We start from the raw sequence: 21,415 nt of genomic DNA on the forward strand, positions 1-21,415 counted from the left end.
CTCTCCAAAGCAAATCAACTGTCCGACAGAGGGGTATCATAGCGGCCCTGCAGGTCTTGCGGGCGCAGTTTAATGCCGTTGAACCGGCCGGTCAGGTGTTCATAGCCGGCGCGATAGCTCGGCTGCGGGGTGGCCTGGCCCAGGGACTGGCCCCAGGGCGTGGGCTGACTGCCAGCATCTTCGATGCTGACGCGCTGCATCAGGATGCTGGATTTCTTGGTTTTCTCACGGCCGAATGCGGCAAAGGCACCATCGGAGGCCTGAACCCCGACGGTGGCACTGAGCATGGTTAAGGCCAACATCAGCTTCTTGATCGCAGTCATGGTGTTACCTCATTGCGCGTTTGGCTGTGAGGCCAGACTACGCAGGCGCCCCTGAACTCCCCCTGAACAGGCTCTGAACCTCGCCTGAATCACGGCGGGCTATCCTCTTGCCCATCAACTCGGCAAAATACCGCCCATGACGCCCCTACCCGCTTGCTGCACCCCACTCGACGCCCATTGGCCGCTACCCGACCCCTTGCCGGGCACGGTGTTTCTCAGCACCCGGTTCGATCCCGCATTGCTGGCACCTGGCGACTTCCAACACTGCGCCGTGCCGCCACCGGCGAGTATCCAGCGTTCGGTGGCCAAGCGTCAGGCCGAGTTTCTCGCCGGCCGCCTGTGCGCGCGCGCGGCCCTGCAACAGCTCGATCAGATCAACTGCATCCCGGCGATCGGTGAAGACCGCGCACCGGTGTGGCCCGCCCACATCAGCGGTTCCATTACCCACAGCACCGGGCATGCCGCCGCGATTGTCGGGCACAAGGCGCAATGGCGCGGGTTGGGGATGGACCTAGAGAACCTGCTGAGCCTGGAACGGGCGGAGCGCCTGGCCGGGGAGATTCTGACGGCGCAAGAGCTGCAGCGTATGGCCGACCTGCCGCGAGAGCAGATCGCCTTGCTGGTGACGCTGACGTTTTCGGTCAAGGAGAGTTTGTTCAAGGCGCTCTACCCGATCGTGCAGAAGCGCTTCTATTTTGAACATGCCGAGGTGGTGGAGTGGTCAGAGGCCGGGCATGTGCGCTTGCGCTTGCTCACGGACCTGTCCAGCGAGTGGTGCCACGGCAAGGAGCTTACCGCGCAGTTTGCGGTGAATGAGGGGCAGTTGTTGAGCCTGGTTGCCATCGCCGCTTGATAGACCGACATCAGGGTTTATCTTGATCCCTTGGCCAACTCAGGCTGAAACACGCACCGCCCAGGTTGTTGCTCTTGCTGATCAACGCTCGCCCGCCGTGCCAATAAATGATGCGCCGCACAATCGACAACCCCAGGCCATGCCCGCCCGAGGCACGGGTGCGGCTGTCATCCAGGCGCAGGAACGGCGTGAAGATACGCTCCCAGGCACTTTCCGGTACGCCGGGCCCGTCGTCTTCCACATCTATGCGACAGCGCACCTGGCCCACTTGATAACTGATCAGCACCTGGCCCTGGGCGTGGCGCATGGCGTTGCTCACCAGGTTTTGCAGGGCGCGGTGCAAGTAGCGCGGCTCGGCATCGACCCAAGCGTCGTCCCAATGTGCCGACGACAGGCAAATCCCCCTGGCCACGCTCACCTGCGGGCGCAGTGGCGATAATTCGCCGATCACCTGGTCAAGCAGCGCATCGAGGTCGACCCGTTGGAAAATCAACGCCGGCGCACCCTGCTCAAGCCTTGCGTAAGTGAGCATTTCATCCACTAGGCCGTCGAGGTCCTGGATATCACTGTCCATGCCTTCCAGGTACTTGCGCCGCGCTTCAGGCGTGGCGGCATCGCCGATCATCTCCAGGCCGAAGCGCAGGCGTGCCACCGGCGTGCGCAGTTCATGGGACACCGCGCGCACCAGTTCACGCTGGATCGCCAGCAGTTGCTGCAGGTGCTCGGCCATGCCATTAAAGGCCGCCGCCAGACGCCCCACCGAGTCGGCACCCCGGGCCGGCACACGCACCTCGAGATTGCCTTTGGCGATGCGCGTGGCGGCGGCTTCCAGGCCTCGGAGCCGGCGCTCAAGCTGACGCACCAATAAATAGACAATCAGGCCGATCAGGGTCAGGCCGATCAACGCGATCAGGACCAGCCATTGCGCCGGATACGGGTTCATCTGATACAGCGGGCCAAGCTCCAGCACCCAGGGCGTGCCGACCATGCCGGCAAACACGCGGATCGAATCGCCGCCCTTGCCCAGGGCCATGACCGTATCGCCCTCCGATACGCGGCGGCGTTGGTCGTCGTCCATGTCGGCCTGGTCGAGGGTCATCAGGTGCATTTCGAAACCAAAGCCCTTGGCTTCCTTGATATCCGCCAGCCGTTGCGGCTGCTCGGCCACGGGGAAGCGCACCAGTTCATCGGCCAGCAGGTAAATGGTCGCGCGGGCCAGTTGCTCGCTGATCTGCTGCACCTCCCCGGTCAGCACCCACTGTTCCTTATCACTGACCAGGCGCAGCACCCGGGCGGCATGGGGGCCGGTCTGCTCAACCAGCACCTGGCCGCGTTGCAGGCGGGTGCGCTGGCTGAGGTCCAACTGGGCATCGGTGAGGCTGCGTAATTCCAGGGGAATACCGAGCAAACGCTCCCACACGGCCAGGGCGCGCTGGCGCTCGATGGCGCTCATGGGCTGCAGGTTGTCGCCCATCAAGGCAAAGGTGCCGTGGGCCAGGCGCTCGCGGTATTGGCCGCTGCGCACCTCGTTGAGCAGGTGCAGGGCCAGCACGCCGAGCAGTGCCACCAGAATCAGCGCCGCGCACATGCCGCCATAGATTCGCAGGAAGATCGAGTTCACAACGGCATATCGGCAGCGGCTTCAGGGACGAACAGATAGCCTTTGCTGCGGATGGTCTTGATCAGCCGTGGGTGGATCGGGTCATCGCCGATTTTCGGGCGAATCCGTGAGATGCGCACATCAATGGAGCGGTCCTGGCCGTCGTAGCCGATACCGCGCAGGGCGATAAAGATTTCTTCGCGGGACAGGATGCGCCCGGCATTCGCCACCAGCAGCCACAACAGGTCGAACTCGGCACTGGTCAACTCGATACCTTCACCCTGCAGCCAGGCTTCGCGCAGGGCGTTGTCCACCAGCAGCGGGCCGAATTGCAGGCGGCGCTGGCTTTCCACGCTGGCGGGTTCCGCCGGCTCACTGCGGCGCAACAGGGCCTGGATACGCGCGAGCAACAGGCGCGGGCGCACGGGTTTGCACACGTAGTCGTCGGCCCCCATGTCCAGGCCGAGCACCTGGTCCATGTCGTCGGTGCGGGCGGTGAGCATCAGGATCACGCCGTCGTAGCGTTCGCGCACTTTGCGGCAAATGCTCAGGCCGTCTTCGCCGGGCAGCATCAGGTCGAGAATCACCAGGTCCGGCTGCTCGGCGATGATCCGCGCCGCAGCCAGGGCGCCATCACCTTCCACAGAAACCCGCAGGCCGTTGCTCTCCAGGTAATCGCGGGTCAATTCGGCGAGTCGCTCGTCGTCCTCGACGATCAGGATGTGCCAGGCTTCTTGCTCCACGGGTGAACCTCGTTGTTATAAAGGGATGCGTTGACCGAGTCGGCCACACCTTATTTGTAATGTTTTGAGGGCATAACAGAGGCCGATTGTAGCCATGCCCAAGCCCTCTCGCACAAGCCGGGAAATCCATTCGGTGATCGCGCTTTTCTGTGATAGGGTTCGCGCCCTCAAAAATCCAGCCGGCTGTTTTCAACTTGGAATATTCAGTGACAAACGGCCGAATCCAGCAGTGCTGCGGCCTACACGGGTGTTCCACGTTTCATACACATTTTACCCACAACGTTATCCACAGGTAGTGCGTTGCTAAGCCCCCCAAAACGCATTATCTTGTAGCTCGGCGCAAAAAAAACCCTACATGTAGGGTTTTCAGCGAAAAGACCCAACACAAATCAGACAAGAAACTCAAGCCCTTTCTTGCTCCTGTTGGGTCTAATCCAAGCATTTTTTGAAAGCCCAAACCGCTCAAGCGGATGGCAGCCGTTTTCAAGCTCCAACAGCGGAAAACGGTACGGGTGTTGCAGTGCTTGAACCTGGCAACTGTCACCCACCAGGAATACGGCCAAGGGCGTTTGAGCCCCGAACCGAAGACTTCGGCATGGAAGCGGCGCGTTCAGCTCCCTTCCTCCTGTCCCGAAGTTGTTATGCCAGGCCCAGGCCTGCTGTAAGTGCTTCAGGACGGAACGGTGGGCACCGTGATGGTGCCCAAATAAATATAGAAATGTGGAGACAACCCCCCATGCAAACCGACACAACTCGCGAGAACCCGCAAGGCTCCGTGCCGCAGGCCGCCGATTCGACTATGGATCTGTCCGCCACTGCACCTGGCCAATTGCGCGTGATCAAGCGTAACGGGACTGTCGTTCCTTACACCGATGACAAAATCACCGTCGCCATCACCAAAGCGTTTCTTGCAGTTGAAGGCGGCACCGCTGCTGCCTCGTCGCGCATCCACGACACCGTTGCCCGCCTGACCGAACAGGTCACCGCGACCTTCAAGCGTCGCATGCCGTCGGGCGGCACCATCCACATCGAAGAAATCCAGGACCAGGTCGAACTGGCCCTGATGCGTGCCGGCGAGCAGAAAGTGGCCCGCGACTACGTGATCTACCGCGATTCGCGCGCCAAGGAACGTGCCGTCCGCACTCCGGCCGAAGAAGCCGCCGTGCAAGCGCACCCGTCGATCCGCATCACCCTGGCCGACGGCAGCTTCGCGCCGCTGGACCTGGGCCGCCTGAACACCATCATCACCGAAGCCTGCGAAGGCCTGGAAGAAGTCGACGGTGACCTGATTCAGCGCGAAACCCTGAAGAACCTGTACGACGGCGTGGCCCTGACCGACGTCAACACCGCCCTGGTGATGACCGCCCGTACCCTGGTTGAACGCGAGCCGAACTACTCGTTCGTGACCGCGCGCCTGCTGATGGACACCCTGCGTGCCGAAGGCCTGGGCTTCCTGGGCGTGGCCGACAGCGCCACCCACCACGAAATGGCCGACCTGTACGCCAAGGCGCTGCCTGCCTATATCGCCAAGGGTATCGAATTCGAATTGCTGAACCCGGTCCTGGCCACCTTCGACCTGGAAAAACTCGGCAAGGCGATCAACCACGAGCGCGACCAGCAGTTCACCTACCTGGGCCTGCAAACCCTGTACGACCGTTACTTCATCCACAAGGACGGGATCCGCTTCGAACTGCCGCAAGTGTTCTTCATGCGCGTGGCCATGGGCCTGGCAATCGAAGAAAAGCACAAGGAAGACCGTGCGATCGAGTTCTACAACCTGCTGTCGTCCTTCGACTACATGTCGTCCACTCCGACCCTGTTCAACGCCGGTACCCTGCGTCCACAGCTGTCGAGCTGCTACCTGACCACCGTGCCGGATGACCTGTCGGGCATCTACCACGCGATCCACGACAACGCCATGTTGTCCAAATTCGCCGGTGGCCTGGGCAACGACTGGACACCAGTGCGTGCACTGGGTTCGTACATCAAGGGCACCAACGGCAAGTCCCAGGGCGTCGTACCGTTCCTGAAAGTCGTGAACGACACCGCCGTAGCGGTCAACCAGGGCGGCAAGCGCAAAGGCGCGGTGTGTGCCTACCTGGAAACCTGGCACATGGACATTGAAGAGTTCATCGAGCTGCGCAAGAACACCGGTGATGACCGTCGTCGTACCCACGACATGAACACCGCCAACTGGATCCCTGACCTGTTCATGAAGCGCGTCTTCGATGACGGCAAGTGGACCCTGTTCTCGCCCTCCGAAGTACCGGATCTGCACGACCTGACCGGCAAGGCCTTCGAAGAGCGCTACGAGTACTACGAAGCCCTCACCGAATACCCAGGCAAGGTCAAGCTGTTCAAGACCATCCAGGCCAAAGACCTGTGGCGCAAAATGCTGTCCATGCTGTTCGAAACCGGCCACCCATGGCTGACCTTCAAGGACCCGTGCAACCTGCGCAGCCCACAGCAGCACGTGGGCGTGGTCCACAGCTCGAACCTGTGCACCGAGATCACCTTGAACACCAACAAGGACGAGATCGCCGTTTGCAACCTGGGCTCGATCAACCTGCCGAACCACATCGTCAACGGCAAGCTGGACACCGCCAAGCTGGAACGCACCGTCAACACCGCCGTACGCATGCTCGATAACGTGATCGACATCAACTACTACTCGGTGCCACAGGCGCAGAACTCCAACTTCAAGCACCGTCCGGTCGGCCTCGGCATCATGGGCTTCCAGGACGCGCTGTACCTGCAGCACATTCCCTACGGTTCGGACGCTGCGGTCGAGTTCGCCGACAAGTCCATGGAAGCGGTCAGCTACTACGCGATCCAGGCTTCCTGCGACCTGGCCGACGAGCGCGGCGCCTACGAGACGTTCCAGGGTTCGCTGTGGTCCAAGGGCATCCTGCCGCTGGATTCGCAACAGATCCTGATCGAAGCCCGTGGCCAGAAGTACATCGACGTTGACCTGAACGAATCCCTGGACTGGGCACCGGTACGTGCCCGTGTGCAAAAAGGTATTCGTAACTCCAACATCATGGCCATCGCACCGACCGCGACCATTGCCAACATCACTGGCGTATCGCAGTCGATCGAACCGACCTACCAGAACCTGTATGTGAAATCGAACCTGTCGGGCGAATTCACCGTGATCAACCCGTACCTGGTCCGCGACCTGAAAGCCCGCGGCCTGTGGGACTCGGTCATGATCAACGACCTGAAGTACTACGACGGTTCCGTGCAGCAGATCGAACGCATCCCGCAGGAACTCAAAGAACTCTACGCGACCGCCTTCGAAGTGGACACCAAGTGGATCGTAGACGCCGCCAGCCGCCGCCAGAAGTGGATCGACCAGGCTCAGTCGCTGAACCTGTACATCGCCGGCGCATCGGGCAAGAAGCTCGACGTGACCTACCGCATGGCCTGGTACCGTGGCCTGAAAACCACTTACTACCTCCGTGCCCTGGCCGCGACCAGCACCGAGAAGTCGACCATCAACACCGGTAAGCTGAACGCTGTGTCCAGCGGTAACCACGGTGATGATTCGGTGCTCGCCGCCCCCGCCGGCCCGGCGCCAGTGCCAAAGGCCTGCGCGATCGACGAGCCGGATTGTGAAGCTTGCCAATAAGCTGAGGCACTTTCAGGTTTAACTATCTGAAACAGCCAGCCCCCTGTAAGTCCAGGACTTCAACCAGGCTTACAGAGGGCTTTTTTTGCAAGAAATCTCTCTTCTTACTTACGCATATCCCCGCTTAAAACCCCAGGCAATCAAATTGGGATCAGTGCGTGCATCGCGGAATCTCGTACCCCATCGATCCTCACTACGGCCCATTACCGCCACCGAATGTGTCGAGCTGTCCAAGGTACCGGGCCTGCCGCTGGCCAATTCAGAAGGACTGACTCTCTCAACAAGATTTTTATAGCCCAACCGATCAAAAGTCTCCTTAGCCCACTCCCCATCATTGATGCTGTTAATGGCTTCGCTGAAACTTCTCCCGGAAACCCCATCGTTACGCTGGTTCATTGCCTGAACGTTGTTCACGGCCAACATAAGATTCATAAACCCAAGCAACTTGGGATCCTGTCCCCATAGTTGAGCCTTTGCTGCTGACTCACGGTACTGCGCTTGTGTAACCCGGACATGCTTGCCGTCTTTGAGCGTTACATCATAATTACCCGCCGAATCCCGCTTGATATCTTTAAACACACCCGCCGGCCCATACTGCGCAATCATGGCCTTACAAGCCGAGATAGCCCCGCAATTGCCTGCTTGCCCCTGATAAGCACCGGAAAAGAGATTTTTCGGCATTTCACCAGGTTTGTAGCTACCCGGCTCGAAATTGGTTTGATGAGTTCCCGCCGTGACCGGCAAGTTACCCACCCTCTCTCCTAACGCTAAGCCCCCACGGTCTACCCCCCCGCCCTCGTAGCGACCGCTTCCACCACCGCCACCACCTGAACCACCGATACCTCCCCCGCGGCCCGTTTGCGATTCAGCATCAGTAGATACGTCATCTGGAAACAGCTCAGGAAACAGTGCCTTCATAAACTCAAGCCAACTGTTAGGCGCGTCTTTCTTTAGCTGTTCAATAATCTCCTTGAACTTTTCCTCCCCCAACTTTTTGCGCAAATCATTCAGCTTGTCACGCAAGTCTTGAACAGTTTGGTTCTTGGAGGTTTTCTGAGCTTCCTCCAGTTCCTTGAGTAGTTTTAAAACGGCGTCCTTATCTTTAGTTATGCTGTCTCTGGTTTCCTCAGTGCGCGGTGCACCCGTTCCACCATGCCAATACACCTGATCCCTGTTGCCCGATATCAATCCGCCCCACATAGCCGTCGCCCTTTACAGACCTATGGCCCAATGGGTGGAGCAAAAGGCGTAGGCAGTTCCATCAAGACGTGTGATTTCTTGAACAGGCAGCCCTTCCAAAAAATCAATGCAAAAAAAACCCCTCGGCTGAGGGGTTCTTTCTTCTGGGGTCAGACCAACAGCATCAGGTCATCTGAATGATGGTCTGCATGATGGTGCTCTGGGTCGAGATGGTCTTGGCGTTCGCCTGGTAGTTGCTCTGGGCCTTGATCAAGTCCACCAGTTCGTTGGTCAGGTTGACGTTGGAGTTCTCCAGGGAGTTGGCCACGATCGAACCCAGGGTACCGGATTGCGGGGAGTCATAACCCGGCTGGCCCGAAGCGAAGGTCTCTCTCCAGGTAGTGCCGCCCGATGGCTGCAAGCCTTGTTCGTTGTTGAAGCTGGCCAGGGAGATCTGGCCGATGGCCTTGCTCTGCTGGTTGCTGAACGTGGCGAACATTACGCCATTGCCGTCGATTTTCAGGCCGGTGATCTGGCCAGTGGCGTAACCGTCGGTGGTCGGCGGGTTGCGGTAACTGGCGGAGTTGTACTGGGTGATATTGGCCATGTTGACGGCAATGTTTGGCGCTGTAGCCTTGTTAGGCGTCCATACGCCATTGGTCACCGAGCCCGGGATCCAGCCGGTGAGCGTCAGGGTCGTGCCGGACACGCCTGCGGTGGTGATATCCGTCAGTTTACCGGCACCGTCAAAGCTCAATACCGACGGTACGGGAGCAGTGGTACCCGTCGTTGTAGGCTTGGAACCATCCAGGTTACGGCCATCGATCAGCGTGTAGGCGCTCCACTTGTTGGCGTCGGTTTTCACCATGTACTGCACCATCTCGTGGGAGTTGCCCTGGGAGTCGTACAGGGTGGTGCTGTACTGGGTGGTGAAAGTGGTGGTGTCAGTCGGGTCGAACGGCTTGGTGGTCTGGTTGATCACCGGCTCCGACGAGTTCAGGTTACTGGTGGAGTCCACTTTGGTGGACGCCTTCGGTGGCAGGTACGACAGGTTCAGTTGCAGGTCGGTCAAGCCGCCTTTGATGATCTTGCCGTCGTCATCTGCCGCGTAGCCCTGCAGGCGCGAAGTACCGGTGTTGTTGGTGATGTAGCCATCTTTGTCGGCACGGAAGGCACCGCTACGGGTGTACTCCAGCGAGCCATCGCTGCCCTTCTGCACGAAGAAGCCACCGCCCTGGATCGCCATGTCCAGCACGCCGCCGCTGTTGTTGACGTCACCCTGGGTGAACTGCTGGGACACCGCTGCCAGGTTCACACCGTTGCCGATGCTGTTCTGGCCGGTGCCCAGTTTGGACGCGGCGTAGATATCCGCGAATTCCGCACGGGACGACTTGAAGCCAGTGGTCGCAACGTTGGCGATGTTGTTGCCGGTTACGTCCAGTTGTTTGTTGGCCGCATAGAGGCCGCTAAGGCCGATATTAAAAGACATGTTTCTCTCCCTCTGCCGTATTTAGCCGGCTCTATGTACCGATAGTCTGAATTTGCGACAGCTTGACGCTGCCCATGCCACCTGCAAGGTTCAGCAGCATTTCGCCGCCGGTCTTGCTCAACGTCACACTGGTCACCGTTGCCGGCAACGAAGTCGCCATGGCCACCGATTCACCCTTGTCGTTCTTGGTCGTCGCCGCGAAGGTGTAGGTGCCGGCTGGGGCGACCTCGCCCTTGTCGTTCTTGCCATCCCAGATGAAGTCGGACGAACCCGCGCTTTGGGCACCCATATCGATAGTGCGCACCACGTTGCCGTCTTTATCGGAGATCTTGATCGAGACGTTGCCTGTCGCCGCAGTCACCGCCACCGAACCGGTCATGCTCTTGCTCGTGTCCACCAAGGCCTTGTTGGTCTGGGTGATGATCGAGCGCCCCACCAGCGACGAAGCCTGCAGCGCCTGCGACGAGCTGAAGTTGCTGGAGATCGCATTGACCGAGTCGTTCAGGGTGTTGATGCCTTCCAGGCTGCTGAATTGCGCCAGCTGGGCCACGAACGCACCGTTGTCCTGAGGCGACAGCGGGTTCTGGTTTTTCAGTTGGGTCACCAGCAATTGCAGGAACGCATCCTTGCCCAGGGACTGGCTGCCTGTCGCCGTCTTGGTAGCGTCGGCGACGGTGGTGTTGTCGGTGGCGGTCTTGACCTTGGAGTTGAAAAGGTCCTGGACTGCCGTATTGGTCGTGGTATCAACGATGGCCATTATTTGGCGCCCCTTATCACTGACCCAGGGTCAGGACCTTCTGCATCATGGTTTTGGCGGTGTTCATCATTTCCGCGTTGGTCTGGAACGAGCGGCTGGCGGAGATCATGTCTGCCATTTCCTCGACCACGTTGACGTTGGGGTAATAGACATAACCCTTTTCGTTCGCGGCAGGATGGTTCGGCTCGTAACGGGCCTCGAGGTTGCTCTGGTCTTCGACCACACCGAGGACCTGCACGCCCTGGCCGGCAGCATCCTGGTTCTGGAACAGCGAATCGCTGCCACCGCTCTGGCCACCCTGGAACATGGTGGCGAACACCGGGTGACGGGCGCGGTAGGTCTGGTCGATGCTCGAAGACACGGTCTCGGCGTTGGCGATGTTACTGGCGACGGTGTTCAAGCGCGTGGTCTGCGCGCTCATGCCACTGCCGGCAATATTGAAAACACTGGACAGGGACATGGCTTACTCTCCACGCAGGGCTGACATCAGCCCTTTGAATTTACTGTTGAGCAGGGTAAAGCTGGCCTGAAAGTTCACCGAGTTCTCGGCATAGGCCGATTGCTCCAGCTGGGCGTCGACGGTGTTCTGGTCGATCGACGGCTGCATCGGCGTGCGATACAGCAACGACTCGTCCCCACTGCTCAGGCCTTGCGCTTCGATATGACGGCTGTTGGTCATATTCAAGGCGAAGGTGCCGTTCTTGGTCTTGTCCTGCTGTGCGGCGAGCACGGCAGAGAAATCCAGGTCCCGAGCCTTGTAGTTCGGGGTATCGGCGTTAGCAATGTTGTTGGCCAGGACTTCGGCACGCTGGGCGCGGAAGCCCAGGGCTTGTTCGTGGATACCGAGCGCTTTATCGAAGCTGATGCTCATGGCGGAAACCTTTAGGCTGACCTGCTGTTCGTTAACAGGGTTATAGCAAGGCGCATGCCAATATCTGATACCCCCGTAAATCAAGGGGTTGCGAGGAGCTTGCCGGCGGCAATGCCAGAAAAGCGGCAACGGGTTTCCGCGTGGCGCCAGTAAAGCGGCAATGGGGAGTTGCCGCTTTCTTCAACTTTGCCGCAGAAACAAATGTGGGAGGAGGCTTGCCCCCGATAGCGGCTGATCAGTTGATGTCTCTATCACTGATACACCGCTATCGGGGCGCAAGCCCCCTCCCACATTATTATTTGGCCTGATTATTTCGCCTGGTAGATGATCCCAGGGCTGCATTGCACCATCTGGAAGTGATCCGGCAAACCATTGAGCGCCTCGGATGCACCGAGAAACAGGTAGCCGCCACGCTTGAGGGTGCCGTGGATGCGCAACAGGATGTCTTTCTTCACCTCGGCCGAAAAGTAGATCAGCACGTTGCGGCAGAACACCATGTCGAACTTGCCCAGGCTGGCGTAGCTGTCGAGCAGGTTGAACGAGCGAAACTCCACACGGTTCTTGATCGGCGCCTTGACCGCCCAACGCCCTGCCCCTTTCGGGTCGAAGTAGCGTTGCAAACGTTCCTGGGACAAGCCACGGCCCAGGGCCAGGCTGTCGTACTCACCGGTCTTGCAGTTGGTGAGCATGGTGCCGGACAGGTCGGTGGCGACAATCTGCGCCCCGGCTTTAAGCTGGCCCATGTTGGTCCGCTCGAACTCATCGATGGACATCGAAATCGAGTACGGTTCCTGACCCGAAGAGCAGGCGGCCGACCAGATACGCAGGCGCTGGCCCGGGCTGGCCTTGATGGCCTCCGGCAGCACTTTGCTCTTGAGCACTTCAAAGGGGTAGGTATCGCGAAACCACAGGGTTTCGTTGGTGGTCATGGCATCGACCACCATCTCCTTAAGGCCACTGCGCGGCTGCCCCTGGATCCGCTGAACCAACTCGCCCAGGGACTTGATGCCCTGCTGCTCCATCAGTTTGTTAAGACGGCTGGATACCAGGTATTGCTTGTTTTCACCGAGCAATATGCCACAGGCTTTTTCCAGGAAGACCCGGAACTGTTCAAAATCCAAATTACCCGTAGACACTGATACCGCCTCTAAAATCGTATGACCGCCAGGGGAAAACCCTAGCCGTGATCTGCTGCCTTGATCCGGTCGACTACCCGGGATGCCAGGTCATCAGGGCGGAATTTGGCCAGGAAGTCATCGGCACCGACTTTCTTGACCATCGCCTGATTGAATACGCCCGACAACGAAGTATGCAGGATGATATGCAGTTTTTGCATGCGTGGATCGCTGCGTATCTCTGCAGTGAGGGTATAGCCGTCCATTTCCGGCATCTCGATGTCAGAGATCATCATCAAGAATTCTTCTTCCGGCTTCTTACCTTCATCCACCAGCTTGCGCAGGTAATCCAATGCCTGGCGCCCGTCATTGAGGGCGACAACGTCCACGCCGACGGTTTGCAGGCAACGAGTCACCTGTTTGCGCGCTACCGAGGAGTCATCCACCGTCAGTACACGCAGCGAGACCGCCTTGTGCGCCGTTTCGGCGTCGACCACTCCCACGGAAATCGACTCCGAGGTGGGCGCCACTTCGGCGAGGATCTTCTCCACGTCGATGATCTCGACCAACTGGTTATCGACCCGCGTCACCGCCGTGAGGTAGTGATCGCGACCGGTGCCCTTGGGCGGCGGATGGATCTCTTCCCAGTTCATGTTGACGATGCGTTCCACCGAGCGCACCAGGAAACCCTGGGTCTTGGTGTTGTACTCGGTAATGATCACGAACGGGTTCTCGCGATCCTGCAGGCCGGCCGAGCCGGTGGCCAGGGCCAGGTCAAGAATCGGGATAGTCGCACCACGAATATTCGCCACACCGCACACCACCGGACTGGACTTGGGCATGATCGTCAGCTTGGGACATTGCAGCACTTCCCGCACCTTGAATACGTTGATGCCATACAGCTGCTTGCCATCCAGGCGAAACAGCAGCAACTCCAGGCGATTCTGCCCTACCAGCTGTGTACGCTGGTTTACTGAATCCATTACTCCTGCCATGCCATGACTCCTACGCTAAAACCTTTGGCTATACCTACAAGGGCGGCGCGCCCCAACACTAAAACGGCACGAGCTTTGCTATTTGTTCAATTATGGACATTACAACGACAGTTTCCCGACGCCTTCACCTGACACGGTTTTGCAGATCGCTCTGCGCACCGCTGGCGCTGCTTGCCTTCAGCCTGGGCACCACGGCCCGTGCAGAGAACCTCACCTTGCCTGATCTACTTATCGGCGTCACTCAAGGCTTTCTTGAGTTCACTGTAGAAGATTATCTGGCAACCACACAGACGCCGGGGCGTTATGAAATCCAGGTCAACCAGTTGGACCCGCGTCTGCGCATGCCGATGTGCGACAAGGAATTGACAGCGACCCTGGAAAGTCCCGCCCAACCCATCGGGCGCGTAACGGTCAAGGTACGCTGCGAAGGCGCCTCGCCCTGGACCGTGTTCGTACCGGCCCAGGTCAAATTGTTCCGTGATGTGGTGGTGGTTGCACGCCCACTGAAGCGCACGGGCATCATCGATTTCGAGGATGTCGTACTGCGTGAGCGCGACATCAGCCAGATCAGCCAGGGCTACCTGACATCCCTGGACCAGGCCATCGGGCAGAGATTGACCCGACCAGTGGTCACCGATCAGGTGATTACCCTGGTGCACCTGGAACAGGCGGAGGTCATCCGCAAGGGCGACCAGGTGGTGATTTCCGCGAGCAGCGGCGGCTTGAATGTGAAAATGCCGGGCGAAGCGCTGTCCAACGGCGGCATGAGCGAACAGATTCGCGTCAAGAACCTCAACTCCAACCGCGTGATCAAGGCGCGAGTAACAGCCCCAGGGCAAGTCGAGGTCGCTTTATAGATTACTGGTACAGGACGCTGGGTTTTCCTACACTGTGCACGAGAGGCCCCGTGCGGAGATTTATTGTCATTCGCGCCTAAAGTTTGTCCGGGTATGGCCGAAAACATGGCAAGCGTCCAAATACCCAGAGGTTTTTTTATCATGGTCATCGATTTCAGCCGTTTGAATAACACCCCGACGACGTCAGGCACTACGCGCACTACCAGTCCCAAGGACAGCGTAGAAGCCAAGGCCCCGGCGCTGCCCGCCAAGGCAGAACAGGCCAGTGCCAGCCAAAGCGGGGAATCCGTACACCTGAGCAATGAGGCTCAACAGTTGCAGAAGGTCACTGACTCGCTGCGCGATCAACCGGTCGTCAATAAAGCCCGCGTGGCCGAATTGAAACAGGCGATCGCCGATGGCAGCTATAAAGTCGACAGCAACCGTGTAGCCAGCAAGCTGCTTAACTTCGAAGCCGAGCGCTAGGCAAAGGCCTGCGCAGGGCTTTTGGACGCTTAAAACCCAAGGCCAGCCATGCATCACGACGAACATTTGCTTCAACTGATCATTGATGATCTAGCGCCGACGCAACAATTGCTCGAGCTGCTCAAAGAAGAATCACTGGCCCTCTATGGCCGGGACATGCCGCTGCTGGAAGAAATTCTGGCACGCAAGCAGTCGTTGATCGTCCTGCTGGAACAGCACGGCAAAAAACGCAGCCAGATCCTCATCAGCCTCGGCCTGCCGGCAGACCACGACGGCCTGGCGCAGTTGGCCAGCCACTCCTCGGTCGGCGATCAACTGCTGAGCCAGAGCAAAGAACTCAACCAATTGCTCGCCCAGTGCCAGGAAGCCAACCTGCTTAACGGTCAGTCGATCCAGCTTCAGCAAGCTACGACCGCCAACCAGTTGCGTATACTCCACGGCGGAGAGCCTCCGGCACTCTATAACGCCCAGGGCTCCACCTCGCGCCTGGTCAAGCCAAGCACCCGCAGCCAAGCCTGACACCGGTTTACAGCGCGCCCTATCCAAGGCCCGCCACATGCTGGCAAAATGCCGGTTCTTGCGTGTAGTCGTATTTTGTCTGGAGATGGAAGAACCGTGTTCAACGCCCTTAATGCGGAAGATGCCCCGCAGCCACCCAAGGTCCTCACCACGCCTCTGGAAATCGCCGGCACCTTGCGGATGCTGCAAGACAGCCATGACCCGCTGATCATCACTTTCCACGAACGCAGCCAGCGCTTCCAGAGCTACCTGGTGGATGTCAACCGCGACAGCAACTCGCTGGCGCTGGACGAAATGATCCCCCGCGACGGCGAGCGCTACCTCGAAAACGGCGAACCCTTTCGCATCGAAGGTTTCCATGATGGCGTACGCGTCGCCTGGGAAAGCAATGGCACCCTGACCATCAGCGAAAAAGGCGGGCACCGTATCTACACCGGCAGCCTGCCGGACGAGGTGGTCTACCATCAGCGCCGCAATGCCTTCCGCGCCGCATTGAAGCTGGCGCAACTGGTGAATATCGAGCTGGGCGGCGAAAAGCTTCAGTTGCCGATCAACGGCAAACTGCTGGATATTTCCGCCACCGGCTGCAAATTGCGTTTTGAAGGCGATATTTCCGAGCGCCTGCAACTGGGCCAGGTCTACGACCGATTTATCGCAGCCCTGCCGTTTGGCAGCATGACCACCGCCGTCGAACTGCGATACCTGCACTTCGAGGAAAGGATCAACACGACCTTTGCCGGTGTGCGCTTCCACAACATGAGTGGTTTGGTGCAACGCCAGGTCGAGCGTTTTGTGTACCAGCTGCAGCGTGAAGCACGACGGTTCGACAAAGACGACGATTTTTGATCCTTAACCATCGCAGCAAAAAAACGGGCAGCCCCCTTTGGGATCTGCCCGTTTTTGCTTTCAGGGGCGCGCCCTGCTCAATTCGTGGGGATGCTCGTCCGGCCCCAGAGGCTCGGGTGGTCCTTCGAAGGCGGGCTCATCCACCGGCAGCTCCGGATCGACCTGCGGCTCGGGATCGGGGACAGTCTGCATCTGCTCCTGCACCACCTGCTCGTCCACCCGCGGGTCCAGCGCCGCCACCAGCGGTGAACTCGACATACTGTCGGGCATTGCCACGTGATGCAGGGGGGCATCTTCCACCTGGTGCAGATTGGTCACCGCCTTAGGCCGGATTCGCCACACCAGGATCAGCGCGCACAGACTGAAAAACGCATACAGCATCTGGCTGCCGAACAGCTTCATCACCACACCCGCCAGCAACGGCCCGACACTGGCGCCGATACCGTAGGTCACCAGCAGCATGGCCGTCAGCGATACCCGGCGATCCCCCTCTACATGGTCGTTGGAAAACGCCACCGCCAATGGATACAGGCAAAACTGCACGAGAGAACACAGGAAGCCCGCCACAAACAGCACTTCCAGCGGCACTTGGGTCATGATTGCCAACGGCAGTGCCGCCACCGCCAGGCACAAGGCGAAGCAGCGGATCAGCAGCGCGCGATCATAACGATCCGACAACCAGCCCAACGGCCACTGCACCAGCAACCCGGCAAAAATGCAGCTACCCATGAACAGGCCCACCTGCTCAGTGCTCAACCCTTGCTGAGAGGCATACAGCGGCGCCAGACCGTAGAACGAACCGACGATCAACCCCGCACCCAACACCGTACTCAGCGACTGCGGCACACGCTTGATAAAGAAGCGCGGCTCCATCGGCGCAGGATGCAAGGCCGCCGGGTGAATGCGTCGGGTCATGGCCACCGGCACCAGGCACAAGGCGAAGCACAGCGCCACCAGCATCAGCAACTCCAGGCCAAGCTGGGGATGCATCACCAGTATCAACTGGCCCAATACCAGACCCAGGTAGGAGGCGATCATATAACCGCTGAACACCACGCCACGCTGCTTGGCATCGGCCTGCTCATTGAGCCAGCTCTCGATGACCATGTACTGGCACATCATCCCCAGGCCCACGATTACCCGCAGCACAATCCAGGCCGGCAGCCAATCGACCAGGCCATGGCCCAGCACCGCCGCACCGACAATCCCGGCACAGGTGGCGTAGGCACGAATATGCCCAACCCGGGCAATCAGGCGATGCCCGATCTTGCCGCCCAGCACCAGGCCAAAGTAGTTGGCCGCCATCAGTGCACCCACCCATAGGCTGTCGACGTGGTCGGCCGCCAGGCGCAAGGCCAGGTAGGTACTGAGCAGGCCGGAGCCAATCAGCATCATCAAGGAGGCGAAATAAAGGGCTCGAAAAGATTTCCAGATCTGGCGCATCGGCGTTCCGAGCGGCTCCTTGCGGTGAGAGACAGGGCTATCGGCATGATAGTCCGGGGTGACCGGGTCCGGACAGGCAACATGTGCTGTTTCCGGGGATTATTTTGCTTAACAGCTCAGACGCTGTCGGATGGCGCGCAAGGTACATCGTTGCGACAAATACATCATGGCACCTGCTGTGAACCTTGATCGGCGGCAAGGTTCGACCCGGGTGCAAAAAGATCAGAGCCCACAAAAAAACCCCGCCAGGAGGTTCTGTGCGGGGCTTTCTTTATGAGCTACGAATCTGGTGTCCCAGGGCCGGTTCGAACGGCCAACCTTCCCCTTAGGAGGGGGATGCTCTATCCAATTGAGCTACTGGGACAAATGACAGCCATCAGGCCAAGGGCACTGCGACAGACGGCGTGCATGTTAACGGCCGGACTGGGTTTTGTCATGTCGTCCGTGGGCTTTTTGAGTGTAGGCCGAGCCTTACCGGAACGATGGCGGTTTCACCCCGCAAATACGGGCACTTGGCCTGATCGTGCAAAATGCACTCCTCCAAAATGCCAGCATTGCAAATTGCAACCCCGTACCCTGCTAAAGTAAACTCAAGCCCTTGATTTTAATGAATTTATATTTTGGCACGACACCTGCAACAGTTCTCCTGCAAGCCCCATTCAGCCAAGGCATTAAACGGAGAACACGACCATGAACAGTGCCATTCTGTTAGCTCTCAACACCGTCGCCCTGGCTGCACTGGTGATGTTCCACTTTCAATCGACGGGCAGCAACGACCCCGCTCAGATTAGCCAGCAGGCAGTCCCCCACCACTTGCAACAACGTCCGCAACTGGCCGTGATGACACCGAATGCACAAGCGCCAGTACGCCTGACTCAAGGCACCCAGGCCGCGCCCGCATCTGAACACTGGGTTTTTTAAGGACACTGATGATGAGCAAATTTGCCTGGCTGTTTCTGTGCCTCACCATCGCCACAGGCCTTATGGGACTGAGTGCAAGCTCCCAGGATGGGCAAACCAGCGCATTCGTCGCTGCCGGCGTTTTCGCAAGCCTGCTTCTGTTGACGCTCGTCGTGGGTCGCCGAATCAAATTTGACCCGGTTTTACGCTGACACCTCCCTTCTCTGCTCTGCCCTCCCCCTACCTTATGTCGCCTCGCCCTAGTAAATCGGCAAATTGCCACTAGTCTTAAAACTAAGGGCAAAAGGCCACTTTGCTATAGGATGTGCGGCCTCAAACCCTGTGCTGGCCTGGATTTACGGAAAGTTCCGTTGCGGAATCGCGCATGGAAAAGTTTTCCAACCAGTCCGCAAAAATGCAAATGAGTGCTGGCATAAAGCCTTTAGGCAGTTCAATATTTGTCACAGAATTGACGCCAAGGAACTGGCAAATCTGAGGCATGATGCGGCCTCTTTGCAATTCGGGTTGAACTTTGGTCGTGAGTCTTGTCTTAACACTCATCTTGCGGCCAATTCCAATAACCGCTCCCCTGAACTAACCGGTTAAATATATGCGCCCATTGAAACAGGCAATTTATTCCAGCCGTACGGCTGACAAGTTCGTCGTACGTCTGCCAGACGGAATGCGGGAACGCATTGCCGAGGTGGCTCGCAATCATCACCGCAGCATGAACTCCGAAATCATCGCGCGCCTGGAGCAGAGCCTTATTCAGGAAGGTGCGCTGGGTGACGAACTGAGCATGCGCCTGGACAGTCCTGAGCTGTCGCTGCACGAACGCGAACTGCTGCAGCGTTTTCGTCAGCTCTCCCATCGCCAGCAAAATGCCCTCGTCTCGCTTATCGCGCACGACGTCGAGGCGGCCGCAGAAGCCAATTGATCCGCCACTGAAAGCCGAAGCCAGCCGTGTGCTGGCTTTTTTTTGCCTGGGATTCATACCAGGCTCGACATTCTTATCACGTAGCAGAGGGCGCCCGCCCGAGACAGATCAGAGCAAAAAGATCGTCGCCAAACCGAGGAAGATGAAGAAGCCACCACTGTCGGTCATGGCCGTGATCATCACACTGGCGCCCATGGCCGGATCGCGCCCAAGGCGTGCCAGGGTCATGGGGATCAGCACCCCCATCAGGGCCGCCAGCAGCAGGTTGAGGGTCATGGCAGCGGTCATCACCACCCCCAGGGACCAACTGCCGTACAGCAAGTAGGCCACCACGCCAATCACCCCACCCCACACCAGGCCATTGATCAGGCCCACTGCCAACTCCTTGCGCAGCAGGCGCGAAGAGTTGGCGGTACTGACCTGGTCCAGCGCCATGGCGCGTACGATCATGGTGATGGTCTGGTTGCCCGAGTTACCACCAATGCCTGCCACAATCGGCATCAACGCCGCCAGGGCCACCAGCTTCTCAATGGAACCTTCGAACAGCCCGATCACACGGGAGGCGATAAACGCGGTAATCAGGTTAACGGCCAGCCAGGCCCAGCGGTTATGCAGGGAACGCCAGACTGACGCAAAAATATCTTCCTCTTCACGCAAACCTGCCATGTTGAGGACTTCGGTTTCACTCTCTTCACGAATCAAGTCGACGATTTCATCGATGGTCAGACGGCCGATCAGCTTGCCGTTCTTGTCGACCACCGGGGCAGAGATCAAGTCGTAGCGCTCAAAGGCCTGCGCTGCGTCGTAGGCATCTTCATCGGGATGAAAGCTCACGGTATCGCTGGCCATCAGGTCAGCAACTTTTTTCTCCGGATCATTGACCAGCAGACGCTTAATCGGCAGCACGCCCTTGAGAATGCCTTCATAGTCGACCACGAACAGTTTGTCGGTATGGCTCGGCAGCTCTTTCAGCCGGCGCAGATACCGCAATACCACTTCCAGGCTGACATCTTCGCGGATGGTGACCATCTCGAAGTCCATCAGCGCGCCGACCTGATCCTCGTCATAGGACAACGCGGAGCGCACGCGCTCACGCTGCTGGCCGTCGAGGGCCTCCATCAATTCATGGACAACATCACGCGGCAACTCTGGGGCCAGGTCGGCCAGTTCGTCAGCGTCCATCTCCCTGGCGGCCGCCAGGAGCTCATGATCGTCCATGTCGGCGATCAGGGTTTCACGGACCGAGTCGGATACTTCGAGCAGGATGTCGCCGTCGCGGTCGGCCTTGACCAACTGCCAGAGGGTCAGTCGATCATCCAGCGGCAAGGCTTCGAGAATGTAGGCAACGTCGGCGGAGTGCAGGTCATCGAGCTTGCGTTGCAACTCGACGAGGTTCTGGCGGTGAACCAGGTTTTCCACCAGGTTGTTATTCGGACCTTCCTGGCGGTGCGTGAAATCTTCGACCACACGCTGGCGCTGCAGCAGCTCGATGACTTGAGCCAGGCGATCCTGCAGGCTTTCTTGTGTTTTCTTTACTTCTACTTCGGTCATAGGCGAACTCCACTCCCAGCAGCGGGGCACGCCGGAAGGATCAATCAGTCAATTCATGATTGGTAAAACGGGGTACTGAGTAACTACTGGGTAAGTCCATGGAGGTATTCCATAAGCCCCGGCGGGGCTGACGGGCGCAATGATACACCGTGCGTCCGTTTTTAACGTCAAAAAACTGGAAAGAACAAGCGCTTGCGAGCCAAAGTTGAGTATTGGCCACACCTATTCAACTGCGACGCCATCACCGGAATGAAAAACACACGAGGGAGGAGAAAAAGATAAGGATCTACACAAGCCCCAGACGGCAAAAAGCCCGCACTAGGCGGGCTTTTTGTTTGTAT

General features: G+C 58.7%; 21 protein-coding genes and 1 tRNA gene. 9 read left to right on the forward strand and 13 right to left on the reverse strand.

The genetic code is table 11. The features are described from left to right. Positions 1 to 14: 14 nt before the first annotated feature. Positions 15 to 323: a hypothetical protein gene (locus AC07OT_RS07565; RefSeq protein ID WP_115488987.1), complete on the reverse strand. Its 309-nt coding sequence runs from the start codon at positions 321 to 323 to the stop codon at positions 15 to 17. A 136-nt stretch (positions 324 to 459) separates the two neighbouring features. On the opposite strand from AC07OT_RS07565, the gene AC07OT_RS07570 reads away from it, so the two are divergent. Continuing rightward, positions 460 to 1,176, forward strand: coding sequence for a 4'-phosphopantetheinyl transferase family protein (locus AC07OT_RS07570; RefSeq protein WP_495107817.1), 717 nt, complete (start codon positions 460 to 462; stop codon positions 1,174 to 1,176). Between the two features lie 10 nt (positions 1,177 to 1,186). Here AC07OT_RS07570 and AC07OT_RS07575 read toward each other — a convergent pair whose 3' ends face one another. Further along, entirely contained in the window at positions 1,187 to 2,797 is a 1,611-nt protein-coding gene (locus AC07OT_RS07575; RefSeq protein WP_027607791.1) for an ATP-binding protein, read from the reverse strand. Beyond that, the gene (locus tag AC07OT_RS07580; RefSeq protein ID WP_065939076.1) at positions 2,794 to 3,519 is read right to left on the reverse strand and encodes a response regulator; all 726 of its coding nucleotides are present in this window, start codon (positions 3,517 to 3,519) and stop codon (positions 2,794 to 2,796) included. The genes AC07OT_RS07575 and AC07OT_RS07580 overlap by 4 nt, the downstream gene beginning before the upstream one ends. Positions 3,520 to 4,255: 736 nt before the next feature. Here AC07OT_RS07580 and AC07OT_RS07585 point away from each other — a divergent pair. Then, positions 4,256 to 7,150: a ribonucleoside-diphosphate reductase subunit alpha gene (locus AC07OT_RS07585; protein WP_495100581.1), complete on the forward strand. Its 2,895-nt coding sequence runs from the start codon at positions 4,256 to 4,258 to the stop codon at positions 7,148 to 7,150. Between the two features lie 108 nt (positions 7,151 to 7,258). Here AC07OT_RS07585 and AC07OT_RS07590 read toward each other — a convergent pair whose 3' ends face one another. The 7 genes from AC07OT_RS07590 to AC07OT_RS07620 form a co-directional block, all read right to left on the reverse strand. After that, a complete protein-coding gene (locus AC07OT_RS07590) occupies positions 7,259 to 8,350 on the reverse strand; it encodes a coiled-coil domain-containing protein (protein WP_115488982.1) in 1,092 nt (363 codons plus the stop codon). Between the two features lie 163 nt (positions 8,351 to 8,513). Then, positions 8,514 to 9,818: a flagellar hook protein FlgE gene (gene flgE / locus AC07OT_RS07595; protein WP_092359502.1), complete on the reverse strand. Its 1,305-nt coding sequence runs from the start codon at positions 9,816 to 9,818 to the stop codon at positions 8,514 to 8,516. A 31-nt stretch (positions 9,819 to 9,849) separates the two neighbouring features. Continuing rightward, positions 9,850 to 10,575, reverse strand: a complete 726-nt coding sequence (flgD, locus tag AC07OT_RS07600) for a flagellar hook assembly protein FlgD (protein WP_065939080.1) — start codon at positions 10,573 to 10,575, stop codon at positions 9,850 to 9,852. A gap of 16 nt (positions 10,576 to 10,591) precedes the next feature. Further along, positions 10,592 to 11,035: a flagellar basal body rod protein FlgC gene (gene flgC, locus AC07OT_RS07605; protein ID WP_024076985.1), complete on the reverse strand. Its 444-nt coding sequence runs from the start codon at positions 11,033 to 11,035 to the stop codon at positions 10,592 to 10,594. A 3-nt stretch (positions 11,036 to 11,038) separates the two neighbouring features. Next, a complete protein-coding gene (gene flgB / locus AC07OT_RS07610; protein WP_003175633.1) occupies positions 11,039 to 11,446 on the reverse strand; it encodes a flagellar basal body rod protein FlgB in 408 nt (135 codons plus the stop codon). 308 nt (positions 11,447 to 11,754) lie between these two features. Further along, positions 11,755 to 12,582, reverse strand: coding sequence for a protein-glutamate O-methyltransferase CheR (cheR, locus tag AC07OT_RS07615; protein ID WP_027607785.1), 828 nt, complete (start codon positions 12,580 to 12,582; stop codon positions 11,755 to 11,757). Positions 12,583 to 12,623: 41 nt separating this feature from the next. Then, complete coding sequence (locus AC07OT_RS07620) at positions 12,624 to 13,556, reverse strand: chemotaxis protein CheV (protein ID WP_027607784.1); 933 nt, start codon at positions 13,554 to 13,556, stop codon at positions 12,624 to 12,626. 92 nt (positions 13,557 to 13,648) lie between these two features. Between AC07OT_RS07620 and flgA the strand changes: the two genes are divergently transcribed. The 4 genes from flgA (at position 13,649) to AC07OT_RS07640 (ending at position 16,243) form a co-directional block, all read left to right on the forward strand. After that, positions 13,649 to 14,413 carry a flagellar basal body P-ring formation chaperone FlgA gene (gene flgA, locus AC07OT_RS07625; RefSeq protein WP_495107818.1) on the forward strand — a complete coding sequence of 255 codons (765 nt, stop codon included), beginning with the start codon at positions 13,649 to 13,651 and terminating at the stop codon, positions 14,411 to 14,413. 141 nt (positions 14,414 to 14,554) lie between these two features. Beyond that, a complete protein-coding gene (flgM, locus tag AC07OT_RS07630) occupies positions 14,555 to 14,878 on the forward strand; it encodes a flagellar biosynthesis anti-sigma factor FlgM (RefSeq protein ID WP_065926184.1) in 324 nt (107 codons plus the stop codon). Between the two features lie 48 nt (positions 14,879 to 14,926). Next, complete coding sequence (locus AC07OT_RS07635; RefSeq protein ID WP_065939082.1) at positions 14,927 to 15,397, forward strand: flagella synthesis protein FlgN; 471 nt, start codon at positions 14,927 to 14,929, stop codon at positions 15,395 to 15,397. A 96-nt stretch (positions 15,398 to 15,493) separates the two neighbouring features. Continuing rightward, on the forward strand, positions 15,494 to 16,243 hold the full coding sequence (locus AC07OT_RS07640) for a flagellar brake protein (RefSeq protein WP_495107819.1): 750 nt from the start codon (positions 15,494 to 15,496) through the stop codon (positions 16,241 to 16,243). 60 nt (positions 16,244 to 16,303) lie between these two features. On the opposite strand, the gene AC07OT_RS07645 is transcribed toward AC07OT_RS07640, so the two are convergent. Beyond that, positions 16,304 to 17,686 carry an MFS transporter gene (locus AC07OT_RS07645; protein ID WP_141155822.1) on the reverse strand — a complete coding sequence of 461 codons (1,383 nt, stop codon included), beginning with the start codon at positions 17,684 to 17,686 and terminating at the stop codon, positions 16,304 to 16,306. 287 nt (positions 17,687 to 17,973) lie between these two features. Continuing rightward, positions 17,974 to 18,050: transfer RNA gene (locus tag AC07OT_RS07650), tRNA-Arg, on the reverse strand. A 326-nt stretch (positions 18,051 to 18,376) separates the two neighbouring features. Here AC07OT_RS07650 and AC07OT_RS07655 point away from each other — a divergent pair. The 3 genes from AC07OT_RS07655 to AC07OT_RS07665 all read left to right on the forward strand — a co-directional run bounded on the left by AC07OT_RS07655 (position 18,377) and on the right by AC07OT_RS07665 (position 19,523). Further along, positions 18,377 to 18,607, forward strand: coding sequence for a hypothetical protein (locus AC07OT_RS07655; protein WP_065926187.1), 231 nt, complete (start codon positions 18,377 to 18,379; stop codon positions 18,605 to 18,607). Positions 18,608 to 18,618: 11 nt separating this feature from the next. After that, on the forward strand, positions 18,619 to 18,798 hold the full coding sequence (locus tag AC07OT_RS07660) for a PA3371 family protein (protein ID WP_065939101.1): 180 nt from the start codon (positions 18,619 to 18,621) through the stop codon (positions 18,796 to 18,798). A gap of 398 nt (positions 18,799 to 19,196) precedes the next feature. Then, positions 19,197 to 19,523, forward strand: a complete 327-nt coding sequence (locus AC07OT_RS07665) for an Arc family DNA-binding protein (protein WP_003175643.1) — start codon at positions 19,197 to 19,199, stop codon at positions 19,521 to 19,523. Between the two features lie 108 nt (positions 19,524 to 19,631). On the opposite strand, the gene mgtE is transcribed toward AC07OT_RS07665, so the two are convergent. Next, the gene (gene mgtE / locus AC07OT_RS07670; protein ID WP_495107820.1) at positions 19,632 to 21,074 is read right to left on the reverse strand and encodes a magnesium transporter; all 1,443 of its coding nucleotides are present in this window, start codon (positions 21,072 to 21,074) and stop codon (positions 19,632 to 19,634) included. Positions 21,075 to 21,415 lie beyond the last annotated feature (341 nt).

The organism is Pseudomonas sp. GW821-FHT09C10 (genome assembly GCF_059418085.1).

Excerpts from the sequence above, each read along its gene's own strand:
- AC07OT_RS07565 (WP_115488987.1), bottom strand. The coding sequence starts at position 323 with ATGACTGCGATCAAGAAGCTGATGTTGGCCTTAACCATGCTCAGTGCC.
- AC07OT_RS07570 (WP_495107817.1), top strand. The coding sequence starts at position 460 with ATGACGCCCCTACCCGCTTGCTGCACCCCACTCGACGCCCATTGGCCG.
- AC07OT_RS07585 (WP_495100581.1), top strand. The coding sequence starts at position 4,256 with ATGCAAACCGACACAACTCGCGAGAACCCGCAAGGCTCCGTGCCGCAG.
- AC07OT_RS07590 (WP_115488982.1), bottom strand. The coding sequence starts at position 8,350 with ATGTGGGGCGGATTGATATCGGGCAACAGGGATCAGGTGTATTGGCAT.
- flgE (WP_092359502.1), bottom strand. The coding sequence starts at position 9,818 with ATGTCTTTTAATATCGGCCTTAGCGGCCTCTATGCGGCCAACAAACAA.
- flgD (WP_065939080.1), bottom strand. The coding sequence starts at position 10,575 with ATGGCCATCGTTGATACCACGACCAATACGGCAGTCCAGGACCTTTTC.
- flgC (WP_024076985.1), bottom strand. The coding sequence starts at position 11,035 with ATGTCCCTGTCCAGTGTTTTCAATATTGCCGGCAGTGGCATGAGCGCG.
- flgB (WP_003175633.1), bottom strand. The coding sequence starts at position 11,446 with ATGAGCATCAGCTTCGATAAAGCGCTCGGTATCCACGAACAAGCCCTG.
- AC07OT_RS07620 (WP_027607784.1), bottom strand. The coding sequence starts at position 13,556 with ATGGCAGGAGTAATGGATTCAGTAAACCAGCGTACACAGCTGGTAGGG.
- flgA (WP_495107818.1), top strand. The coding sequence starts at position 13,649 with ATGGACATTACAACGACAGTTTCCCGACGCCTTCACCTGACACGGTTT.
- flgM (WP_065926184.1), top strand. The coding sequence starts at position 14,555 with ATGGTCATCGATTTCAGCCGTTTGAATAACACCCCGACGACGTCAGGC.
- AC07OT_RS07635 (WP_065939082.1), top strand. The coding sequence starts at position 14,927 with ATGCATCACGACGAACATTTGCTTCAACTGATCATTGATGATCTAGCG.
- AC07OT_RS07645 (WP_141155822.1), bottom strand. The coding sequence starts at position 17,686 with ATGCGCCAGATCTGGAAATCTTTTCGAGCCCTTTATTTCGCCTCCTTG.
- AC07OT_RS07655 (WP_065926187.1), top strand. The coding sequence starts at position 18,377 with ATGAACAGTGCCATTCTGTTAGCTCTCAACACCGTCGCCCTGGCTGCA.
- AC07OT_RS07660 (WP_065939101.1), top strand. The coding sequence starts at position 18,619 with ATGAGCAAATTTGCCTGGCTGTTTCTGTGCCTCACCATCGCCACAGGC.
- AC07OT_RS07665 (WP_003175643.1), top strand. The coding sequence starts at position 19,197 with ATGCGCCCATTGAAACAGGCAATTTATTCCAGCCGTACGGCTGACAAG.
- mgtE (WP_495107820.1), bottom strand. The coding sequence starts at position 21,074 with ATGACCGAAGTAGAAGTAAAGAAAACACAAGAAAGCCTGCAGGATCGC.